At 68.2% G+C, this 9,007-nt stretch carries 11 protein-coding genes and 1 tRNA gene; 6 read left to right on the top strand and 6 right to left on the bottom strand.

Annotated features, from left to right (window positions below; genetic code table 11):
- Positions 1-11: 11 nt before the first annotated feature.
- Positions 12-782, bottom strand: a complete 771-nt coding sequence (locus AC1DQJ_RS16400; protein ID WP_477605184.1) for a sulfite exporter TauE/SafE family protein — start codon at positions 780-782, stop codon at positions 12-14.
- A 110-nt stretch (positions 783-892) separates the two neighbouring features.
- Here AC1DQJ_RS16400 and AC1DQJ_RS16395 point away from each other — a divergent pair, with 110 nt between their 5' ends.
- Complete coding sequence (locus AC1DQJ_RS16395) at positions 893-1,531, top strand: LysE family translocator (protein ID WP_477605182.1); 639 nt, start codon at positions 893-895, stop codon at positions 1,529-1,531.
- A 105-nt stretch (positions 1,532-1,636) separates the two neighbouring features.
- Positions 1,637-2,212, top strand: coding sequence for a CC0125/CC1285 family lipoprotein (locus AC1DQJ_RS16390; RefSeq protein ID WP_477605180.1), 576 nt, complete (start codon positions 1,637-1,639; stop codon positions 2,210-2,212).
- Here the strand turns inward: AC1DQJ_RS16390 and AC1DQJ_RS16385 are convergent.
- From AC1DQJ_RS16385 to AC1DQJ_RS16365, 5 genes are all read right to left on the bottom strand, one after another.
- A complete protein-coding gene (locus tag AC1DQJ_RS16385; protein ID WP_477605178.1) occupies positions 2,209-4,587 on the bottom strand; it encodes a bifunctional diguanylate cyclase/phosphodiesterase in 2,379 nt (792 codons plus the stop codon). The two genes, AC1DQJ_RS16390 and AC1DQJ_RS16385, sit on opposite strands and share 4 nt — an antisense overlap.
- Before the next feature lie 93 nt (positions 4,588-4,680).
- Positions 4,681-4,959 carry a hypothetical protein gene (locus AC1DQJ_RS16380; RefSeq protein WP_477605176.1) on the bottom strand — a complete coding sequence of 93 codons (279 nt, stop codon included), beginning with the start codon at positions 4,957-4,959 and terminating at the stop codon, positions 4,681-4,683.
- Positions 4,952-5,260 (bottom strand): hypothetical protein, encoded by a 309-nt coding sequence (locus tag AC1DQJ_RS16375; protein ID WP_477605174.1) that lies wholly within the window; start codon positions 5,258-5,260, stop codon positions 4,952-4,954. Before AC1DQJ_RS16375 ends, AC1DQJ_RS16380 begins: the two co-directional genes overlap by 8 nt.
- A gap of 320 nt (positions 5,261-5,580) precedes the next feature.
- Positions 5,581-5,655: transfer RNA gene (locus AC1DQJ_RS16370), tRNA-Gly, on the bottom strand.
- Positions 5,656-5,737: 82 nt separating this feature from the next.
- Entirely contained in the window at positions 5,738-6,481 is a 744-nt protein-coding gene (locus AC1DQJ_RS16365) for a DUF6065 family protein (RefSeq protein WP_477605172.1), read from the bottom strand.
- Positions 6,482-6,575: 94 nt separating this feature from the next.
- Between AC1DQJ_RS16365 and AC1DQJ_RS16360 the strand changes: the two genes are divergently transcribed.
- The 4 genes from AC1DQJ_RS16360 (at position 6,576) to AC1DQJ_RS16345 (ending at position 8,977) form a co-directional block, all read left to right on the top strand.
- Positions 6,576-7,088, top strand: a complete 513-nt coding sequence (locus AC1DQJ_RS16360; RefSeq protein ID WP_477605170.1) for a prolyl-tRNA synthetase associated domain-containing protein — start codon at positions 6,576-6,578, stop codon at positions 7,086-7,088.
- 96 nt (positions 7,089-7,184) lie between these two features.
- Positions 7,185-8,084: a tetratricopeptide repeat protein gene (locus tag AC1DQJ_RS16355; protein ID WP_477605168.1), complete on the top strand. Its 900-nt coding sequence runs from the start codon at positions 7,185-7,187 to the stop codon at positions 8,082-8,084.
- Positions 8,085-8,098: 14 nt separating this feature from the next.
- Positions 8,099-8,764: an LON peptidase substrate-binding domain-containing protein gene (locus tag AC1DQJ_RS16350; RefSeq protein WP_477605166.1), complete on the top strand. Its 666-nt coding sequence runs from the start codon at positions 8,099-8,101 to the stop codon at positions 8,762-8,764.
- Positions 8,765-8,773: 9 nt separating this feature from the next.
- Positions 8,774-8,977 (top strand): Trm112 family protein, encoded by a 204-nt coding sequence (locus AC1DQJ_RS16345; protein WP_477605164.1) that lies wholly within the window; start codon positions 8,774-8,776, stop codon positions 8,975-8,977.
- Positions 8,978-9,007: the final 30 nt, after the last annotated feature.

Below are 9,007 nucleotides of genomic sequence, written 5' to 3'. Positions count from 1 at the left end.
GCTGTCGCGCTCTAGCCGAACAGCACCAGGGCCTGCCAGGCGGCCAGCGCCGTCACCACCAGGCCGACGACCCAGGTCAGAGCCCGGATCGGCATGACCTTGGTCATCCAGCCAGCAATCGGGGCGGCGACCACGCCGCCCCCGATCAGCCCCAGCACAGACCACATGTGATCGCGTAGGCCCTCGGTCTCCCAATGGCCGGAGACCAGGGTAGCCAGGAACGCCGCCGACACCGCGGCGGCCACGAACGCCTCGGCGGCGTTGGTGGTGCCGATCGCCTTGCGGGGATCGGCGCCCGTGCCGAGCAGGGTCGAGGTCACCACCGGGCCCCAGCCGCCGCCGCCGACCGCGTCGAAGAAGCCACCGGTCAGGCCGAGCGGGAACGGCGACTTCCAGGAGAATGGCTTGGGCCGCGCGCCCTTCCAGGCGCGGTAGAGGATCACCAGGCCCATCAGGCCGAGCCAGGCGACCACGAACGGCTTGATCACCTCGCCGTCGATCGAGGTCAGCAGATAGGTCCCGGCCACGCCGCCCAGAACGCCGCCGAACGAAAGCAGCATCAGCAGCCGCCAGTCGATGTTGCGGTGGGCGATGTGTGAAGCGGCCGACGCAGCGCCGGTGAACACCTTGGCCGCATGCACGCTCGCCGAGGCGCTGGCCGGCGGCACGCCGTTGGCCAGCAGCACTGTGGTCGAGACCACGCCATAGGCCATGCCAAGCGCGCCATCGACGATTTGGGCGGCGAAGCCCACCGTGGCATACAGCCAGAACTCAGGCGGCATGGCCCCTCCAAAAAAGCGAAATCGCAGGTCGCAGAGCTATCCTGTTCGGGCAACGGGGATTAACTCGGGGCGGAGTCAGCATTTCTGCTTCGCCCAACCAAAGGCCGCCGATGGACCTGCCGGTCGATCCCGCACGCTACATCACGTTCCTTGGAGTCATGGCGGTCATGGCCGTCACTCCCGGCCCCGCCAACCTGTTCGCCATCGCGACCGGGGCGCAGCGGGGCAAGGGCGCGGCCTTGGTCGGCGTGGTCGGCATGAACAGCGCCACCTTGGTCTGGTTCGGCGCCGCGGCCCTGGGGCTGGGCGCCCTGGTGCTGGCCTTTCCGCAGGTGTTCCACCTGCTGGCCTTCGCCGGCGCGGCCTATATCGCCTGGCTGGGCCTGAAGTCGATAATTGGAGCCGCGCAGCACGACGCCGAGCCCAGCCACGGAGCCTTCCGGATGGGTCGATCGGCCTACCTTGACGGGTTCGCGGTGCAGATCGCCAATCCGAAGGCGATCTTGTTCTTCACCGCCGTGCTGCCGCCGTTCCTGGATCCGCGTCGGCCGCTGCCGGCGCAGCTGGCGATGTTCGCCTGCGCCACCATCCTGCTCGACGTGCTGGCCATGAGCGCCTACGGGCTCGGCGGGGCCGCCCTGGCTGCGAAGATGGCCGAACCGCGGTTCCGGCAAGGGTTTGCGATCGCCGTCGGCCTGTTGCTGCTAACTGCGGCGACGCTCATGGCGGCCAAGGCGAGCGGCGCCTGAACATTCGGCTATCCAGCCGCAACAAGCGCAACCATAATTGGTCCCAGGTGTTTTTTACTCGTGCGCCAACTTCCTCGGGGGACGAGGGATTTCAGGTCGAAAGCCATGTCACGTAAAACCGCAGCCATCGTCGCCAGCCTGGCCCTGTCAGGTCTGCTGGCCGCCTGCACGACCGCCACCCCCTACCAGCCCAACATTCAAGGCCAAAAGGTCTCCGGCGGTTATTCCGATCAACGGATCGAACCCAATCGCTTCCGGGTCAGCTTCGCCGGCAACAGCCTGACCTCGCGCCAGACGGTCGAGGGCTACCTGCTGTACCGCGCCGCCGAGCTGACCATTCAGGAAGGCTTCGACTGGTTCACGATCGTCGACCGCAACACCGAGGCCGACCGCCGAACCTACGTCGATTCTTTCGGCAGCCCCTGGTACGGGCCGGGCTACGGCTACTGGCGGCCATACTGGAGCTATTACGGCGCAGGCTATGGCTGGCGCGGCTGGGACCCCTATTGGGGTTCACCTTTCTGGGGCGACAGCATCGACGTGCGCACGGTCACCAAGTTCGAAGCCGCCGCCGAGATCGTCACCCAGCACGGCCCCAAGCCCGCAGACGATCCGCGCGCCTTCGACGCCAGGGCGGTGGTCGAGAACCTCGGCCCGCGGCTGATGCGGCCCGTCCCCTAGCCCGTCGCGGACTTGCGGTCGGCCTGCTCGGTCCAGTCTTCCAGTGACTCCAGCGGCGTCGGGCGGCCGATGGCGTAACCCTGCACCTCGGCGCACGCCTCGCCGCGCAGGAACTCCAGCTGCTCGGCCGTCTCCACGCCCTCGGCCGTGACCGGGATCTCCAGGCTGCGGCCCAGGCTGAGCACCGCGCGGACAATCGCGGTGGCGCGGTCGTGACGGTGGATGTTCTCCACGAAGCTCTTGTCGATCTTGATCTTGTCGAACGGGAACGACTGCAGGGTCGACAGCGACGAGAAGCCGGTCCCGAAGTCATCCATGGCGATCCGCACGCCCAGCGCCTTCAGCCGGCGCAGATTGTCCAAAGCCCGCTGGTAATCCTTGAACAGCGCGGTCTCGGTGATCTCCAACTCGAGCCGGCGCGGGGCCAGGCCGGTCTCCAGCAGGATTTCGTGGACCATGTTGGCCAGGTTCGCCTGGTGCAGCTGAACCGGGGAGAGATTCACCGCCACCCGTAGCGGCTTTTCCAGGCGCGCCGCGTCGGCGCAGGCGCGGCGCAGCACCCACTCGCCCAGCGGCAGGATCAGGCCGCTTTCCTCGGCGACCGGAATGAAGTCCATCGGCGCGACCATACCGCGGGTCGGATGCATCCAGCGGACCAGGGCCTCGAAGCCGCAGATCTCGCCATCCTCGGCGCGGGCCAGCGGCTGATAGTGCAGGACCAGTTCCTCGGCGACGATCGCTTGGCGAAGCTCCCGGGCCAGGGCGCGTCGCTCCCGGATCGTCTCGTCCATCTCGCGCTTGAAGAAGCAATAGTTCCCGCGGCCGTCCTCCTTGGCGCGGTAGAGCGCCATGTCGGCGTTGACCAGCAGCGCTTCGCCGCTGTCGCCGTCGTCCGGATAGAGGCTGACGCCCAGGCTGGCCCCGACCTGAAGTTCCTGGTCCTCGAAAGCCACAGGCGTGCTCATGAGCTCGAGAAGCTCGGCGCTGAGGGCGGCGGCGGCGGCGGGCTGCTGTCCGGCCCCGACCTGGACGACCACGAACTCGTCACCGCCCAGGCGGGCGGCGAACGACGGCGCGGCGACCGCGCGGCTCAGGCGGCGAGCCGTCTCGGCCAGCACCGCATCGCCGGCCATGTGGCCGTGAAGGTCGTTGGCTTCCTTGAAGTGGTCGAGATCGATGCAGATGACGGACAGGCTCTCGCCGGTGACCGCCACCCGCTCCAGCGTCGCCGCCAAGCGGGTCTGCATGACGTTGCGATTGGCCAGCCCTGTGAGGCCGTCGTGTTCGGCCAGGTAACGGATCTTCGCCTCGGCCGAGCGACGCTCGCGCAGGTCGCGCACCGCCAGGACCATCAGGTCGCCCTCGCCGCCGCGGCCCGTCTCGAGCACACGCGCATAGGCCTCGACCGGGATCTCGGCTTCGCCGGAGAACGGGCGCAGCCGGCCCTCGCGGCGGGCGCTGAGGCCGCCGGCCCCGTCCAGGACCAGCAGGTCGCCGGTCAACGCCTTGCCGGCAAGTTCGGAGACCTCGGCCCCGACCAGGGCGCAGAAGGCGGCGTTGGCGTCCTGAATGCGGTCGCCGCGGACCACGACGATGCCCTCATAGGCGGCGTCGGCCAGGCGGCGGATGCGCGCCAGAGCCTGGGCGTTGGCGCCGCCCTCGATCAGCACCGCACCTAGACCGCCGAGGATGATCAGGCCGACGATCAGCACCACCGACAGGGTCATCATGACCGACGACAGCAGCTGGGCCGGCACGTGGATCGAGGCGTCCGGTGAAATGGTGATCGCGCCCATGCCGGCGAAGTGCAGGCTGCAGATCGCGACCGTCAGCAGTAGTCCGGCGAGCAGCTGGCGGACGCGGGTGGCTGCGTCACGGGCGACGAACATCGCCACCGCCGCCACGGCGATCCCGACGACAATCGAGGCGACGACCACGCTGCGGTCCCAGCTGAGCACGCCCTCGGTCACATAGGCGCTCATGCCGGTGTAGTGCATCGCCGCGACGCCGAGGCCGGCCAGCATCCCGCCCGCCGCCTTGCCGGCGCGCTCGCCGCCAAAGGCTGCGGCCGCGAAGGCGGCGGTCATGAAAATCCCGGCGATCAGCAGGGAGGCCAGGGTGCCCAGCGGCATGAACCCGGCGCGCAGGCCGGTGTCGTAGGACAGCATGGCGATGAAGTGGGTCGCCCAGACCGAGCAGCCCGCGACCAGGCCGGTCAGCAGCACCCAGGCCGCGCGCACGCCGCGTCCGCTCGCCGTCCGCATCCTCGAATAGAGCCGGAACGCCGTGAAACAGCCGCCGAAGCAAACCAGGCCTGCAACGAGCACGAGCCGCAAGTCGTGCTCTGTCGCCAGGCACGTCAGAATCTTGAACACGGTGGGGGCCCGGGTTACGAAATGACTGATCCGGGTTCTATGCAGCCAGGGTAAAGAAACACCTCACGGTGGCGCCGGGTGCGACAGCTCGCCTCAGTGCTCCGCCGCCGCCCGCCAGCCCAGGCCGACCCCGAGCACCGCTGGCATGGCGCGCAGGCGCTCCACCAGATGCTCGGCCAATTCGATCCCGACGCCCGCCGCCTCAATGCGGATGGAGGTTCGGCCGGCGTCCTGGGCCGCCTCCATCAGGACGATCTGCGCGCCCTGGACGGCGAACGGGCCGAGCACTCTCAGCAGCACGTCGGCCTGGGGCCGCGCTTCGATCAGGAAGGTGCGCCGCTGCCGGGCGGCCAGATGCGATCCGTCAGCCATGTTTGACCCCTTTGCCGGGATAGGCGCGGGACAGCAGCAGGCGGCCTGCCCCGTCGAAGGCGCGCAGGCGCAGAGCCTGGTCGGCGGCCTCGGTCGCCCAGATCAGCTCGCAGGCCGGAGCGGCGCTGGGCCAAGCGAGGTCGAGGGCCTGTTCAATGGCGAACAGCGTCTCGAGGCCGCCGTCGGCCGCCAGGGTGGCCTCCAGGCGGGCCGTCTGCTCCACCAGGGCTTCGGCGGCCAGGGCGGAGGCGAACCGGCGCGCGGCGGCGCCGGCGCTGGCTGGATCGGAAACTTGGCTCATGGTGCTTGTGGTCCTTTTCGAGTTGGAGGACCGACGGCGCGCACAACAAAAAACCCCGCTGCCTGTTCGGGAGCGGGGTTCCTGATCTTGCGATCCGTCGGCGGCTTTTAGGTCGCGCGCGTTCGCCCCGTTCCAGCGGTGGGGGTGGTAATAATCATCATGGTGGTTTTCGAGACGCAGGCGGCCACACGCGCCGCAGTGGGCGCGTTCAGCAGGCCGACAAGGTCGAAAGCCAGGATCATCGCGGCGACCTATAGCTCAGGGGCGCGCAAAGCAAAAGGGCCGCCTTGCGGCGGCCCCTGCTGGGTTCGATTTCCGATTGGAGCGGGCGAAGAGATTCGAACTCTCGACCCCAACCTTGGCAAGGTTGTGCTCTACCACTGAGCTACGCCCGCACTCCGAAGCGACTTGGTTTCCCGTGCCGCCCGAAAATCGAGAGCGGGCTTATGGCAGAGCGCCCGCACGTTGGCAACACCCCTAACCACCTATTTTCGGACTCTTTAGGCGACGCTTGTTCACGTGGTCCTTCGGGGCCTCTCCGGTCTCCTCCGGGAACTCCCCGCGGAAGTAGTATCGCTGCCAGGCCTCCTTGGTCGCGTCGGGGTCTGCGCGGAAGATTCGCTTGTTGAACTCCGAGCGGTGCTTCTCCCAGGTGTCATACTGCTCGCGCAGCTCGGGATTGCGATCCATGCCGCGGATCACCGGCTGGAAGTCGGCCAGCTCGCGGTCCTTGGTCAGGGTGATGAAGCAGAACGGCTCGCCCTTTTCGAACCGGATTCGGCCCGGCCGGGTGAACATCCAGTTCATCGTGAAGGGGAACGGCAGCCAGTCGGTCTCGACCAGGCCGGCCAGCGGCTGGATGCCGTCCTTGATGTGGTTGGGCGGCCCTTGGGCGATCATCGACCAGCCCGGCGGGGTGCGGAACAGGTAGCCCGGATGGAAGGTCATCACCCCGTGGCTGAAGTGGCTCTTCACGAAGTCATGGAAGTCCGGGTGCGGCCGGTCGGGCGTCATGGTGATGTCGCCCTGCATCAGGCCGCCGTTCCACTCGGCGGTGAACGCCATCGGGCAGAGGATCTCCCAGCCGGTGGTGTTGGCCATGGTCAGCGGCAGGCAGCGATAGGGATGGCGCTCGGCGAAACGGTCCATCCACGCGCGCTGGGGCCGCCCAGGCACGATCTCGGGCGGCCGCATGGCGGTGGGATAGCACTCGAGCTCCATGGGGCTCCTCCAAACTTGGCTCTTTGCATCTGCTCTAGCGGCGAGACGGGCCGGCCGCTAGCGGGGAGAGCAGGCCATGGGCTAAGCAAGCGGCATGAAGACCCGTTCCGACCTGATCGCCTTCTTCGACGCCCATGGGATCGAGCACCACACCACCGACCACGAGGCGGTGTTCCGGGTCGGCGAGGGCGAGGGGATCAAGGACGACATTCCCGGCGCCCACACCAAGAACCTGTTCCTGAAGGACGCCAAGGGCCGGCTGTGGTTGATCTCGGCCCAGGACGACACCGCCATCGACCTGAAGCGCCTGCACACGGTCATCGGCTCGGCGCGACTGTCATTCGGCCCGGCCGAGCTGATGGAGGCGCACCTGGGGGTGACGCCCGGCTCGGTCACAGCCTTCGCTCTGATCAACGACGTCGAGCATCAGGTGAGCTTCGTGCTCGACCGCCGTCTGGCCCAGGCCGAGCGGGTCAATTTCCACCCGCTGACCAACACCGCCACCACCGGCGTTTCCAAGGCCGGGTTCGCCGCGTTCCTCACGGCGCTGGGCGTCGCGCCCCTTGTCGTCGACTTTGCGGCCATGGCTGTGGTCGAGGACGCCTGAACTGGGCCAAAGCCCCGTTGAAGCGCGGGCCGGAAGGGACCATTTTAGCGGCCGGGCGCGTTACGCCCGGATAGCCCCTGTTTCGGAAGACGCCTTATGAGCCTGATCGGCGAGACCCAGCCCCAAGCCGCCGCAGCCGATCTGATCAAGGACGGCACGGACGCTAGCTTCATCGCCGACGTCATCGAGGCTTCCAAGGAGACGCCGGTCATCGTCGATTTCTGGGCGACCTGGTGCGGCCCGTGCCGCCAGCTCGGCCCGTCGATCGAAAAGAACGTCCTGGCCGCCAAGGGCAAGGTCAAGCTGGTCAAGATCGACATCGACGCCAACCCCCAGTTCGCCGGCCAGCTGCGCGTGCAGTCGATTCCGGCGGTGTTCGCGTTCGTCGGCGGCCGACCGGTCGATGGCTTCATGGGCGCCCTGCCCGACAGCCAGGTGAAGCAGTTCGTCGACCGCATCGCCGGCCAGGCTCCAGCCAACGCCGCCGACGAGCTGCTGGCCATGGCCAAGGAGTCGCTGGACGTCGGCGACGTCGGCGGCGCAGCCCAGGCCTTCGCTCAGGTGTTGCAGGCCGAACCCGACAATGTGAGGGCCATCGGCGGGCTGGCCCGCTGCTATCTGCTCGGCGGCGAGCCGGAACGCGCGGCGGAGATCGCCGCCATGGCTCCGGAAGGCGCCAAGGACCCCGACCTCGACAGCGTGCGCGCCGCCCTGGCCCTGGCCGAGGAAGGCCCCAGCGAGATCGGGGAGTTCGAGCAGCGGCTGGCCAAGAATGCCGACGACCACGAGGCGCGCTTCGAGATCGCCAAGGCTATGGCCGCCCGTGGCGCCTGGGACGAGGCCGCCGACCACCTTCTGAAGATCATCGAGGCCGACCGCACCTGGAACGACGAGGCGGCGCGCAAGCAGCTGCTGACCATCTTCGAGGCCGCGGGCGCCGGATCCGACATCACCCGGGCGGGCCGCCGACGCCTGTCTTCCATCCTGTTCTCATGAGGAGAGGCCGTGTCATGCCGGCCGCAGTCTTTCGTAGAGCTTCCGATCTACCGCAGATGATCCCGGTGTTTCCGCTGGACGGCGCATTGCTGCTGCCCGGCGGCGACCTGCCGTTGCAGATCTTCGAGCCGCGATACCTGAACATGATCGACGACGTCATGGCGGGCGACCGGATGATCGGCATGGTGCAGACCCGCGCCGGCGGCGACCGCACCCGGCCCAATCTCGCCAGCGTCGGCTGCGCCGGTCGGGTCACTTCATTCTCGGAGACCTCGGATGGCCGCTACCTGATCAACCTGACCGGGGTGTGCCGTTTCCTGGTGCGCGAGGAGGTGTCGGTCTCCAGTCCCTATCGCCAGGTGCGGGCGGAATTCGAATCTTTCGCCGATGACCTCAGCGTCGAGGCCGCCGAGATCCCGGCCTTCGACCGCCGCCGCTTCGCCGGGGCGCTGAAGCGGTATCTGAACCGGCGCGAGCTCGACATCGATTGGGAGACCGCCGAGACCGCGCCGCTCGAGAGCCTGGTGACCAGCCTCTCCATGGGCTTGCCGTTCGATCCGCCGGAGAAACAGGCGCTGCTGGAGGCCCCGACCGTAGCCGACCGCTGCGACGCGCTAACCGCCCTGCTGGAGATCGACAGCCTCGAAGCGGACGATGACGGGCCACATTCGATCCAGTAGAAGCGGCGCATGACCGATACACCCGCGCCCCTCTCGCTGACCGCCGACGTCGATCCGCGCCTGCTCGAGATCCTGGTCTGCCCTGTGACGCATGGCCCGCTGGTCTATGACCGCGTCGCCGGCGAGCTGGTCAGCCAGGGCGCCAAGCTCGCCTATCCGATCCGCGACGGCGTGCCGATCATGCTGCCGGAAGAGGCCCGGGCGATCGACTGAGACTGAGGTGTGTGTTGCTCCCCCACCGGG

The sequence above is a fragment of the Phenylobacterium sp. P4_E10 genome, assembly GCF_056401675.1.
The sequence above is the reverse complement of the archived record's forward strand: the minus strand, read 5'-3'. Positions and strand labels throughout refer to the sequence as shown.

What these genes read in the sequence shown, in the direction of transcription:
- AC1DQJ_RS16400 (WP_477605184.1), bottom strand. Translation starts at nt 782, where the DNA reads ATGCCGCCTGAGTTCTGGCTGTATGCCACGGTGGGCTTCGCCGCCCAA.
- AC1DQJ_RS16360 (WP_477605170.1), top strand. Translation starts at nt 6,576, where the DNA reads ATGAAGACCCGTTCCGACCTGATCGCCTTCTTCGACGCCCATGGGATC.
- AC1DQJ_RS16375 (WP_477605174.1), bottom strand. Translation starts at nt 5,260, where the DNA reads ATGAGCCAAGTTTCCGATCCAGCCAGCGCCGGCGCCGCCGCGCGCCGG.
- AC1DQJ_RS16345 (WP_477605164.1), top strand. Translation starts at nt 8,774, where the DNA reads ATGACCGATACACCCGCGCCCCTCTCGCTGACCGCCGACGTCGATCCG.
- AC1DQJ_RS16395 (WP_477605182.1), top strand. Translation starts at nt 893, where the DNA reads ATGGACCTGCCGGTCGATCCCGCACGCTACATCACGTTCCTTGGAGTC.
- AC1DQJ_RS16380 (WP_477605176.1), bottom strand. Translation starts at nt 4,959, where the DNA reads ATGGCTGACGGATCGCATCTGGCCGCCCGGCAGCGGCGCACCTTCCTG.
- AC1DQJ_RS16390 (WP_477605180.1), top strand. Translation starts at nt 1,637, where the DNA reads ATGTCACGTAAAACCGCAGCCATCGTCGCCAGCCTGGCCCTGTCAGGT.
- AC1DQJ_RS16365 (WP_477605172.1), bottom strand. Translation starts at nt 6,481, where the DNA reads ATGGAGCTCGAGTGCTATCCCACCGCCATGCGGCCGCCCGAGATCGTG.
- AC1DQJ_RS16355 (WP_477605168.1), top strand. Translation starts at nt 7,185, where the DNA reads ATGAGCCTGATCGGCGAGACCCAGCCCCAAGCCGCCGCAGCCGATCTG.
- AC1DQJ_RS16350 (WP_477605166.1), top strand. Translation starts at nt 8,099, where the DNA reads ATGCCGGCCGCAGTCTTTCGTAGAGCTTCCGATCTACCGCAGATGATC.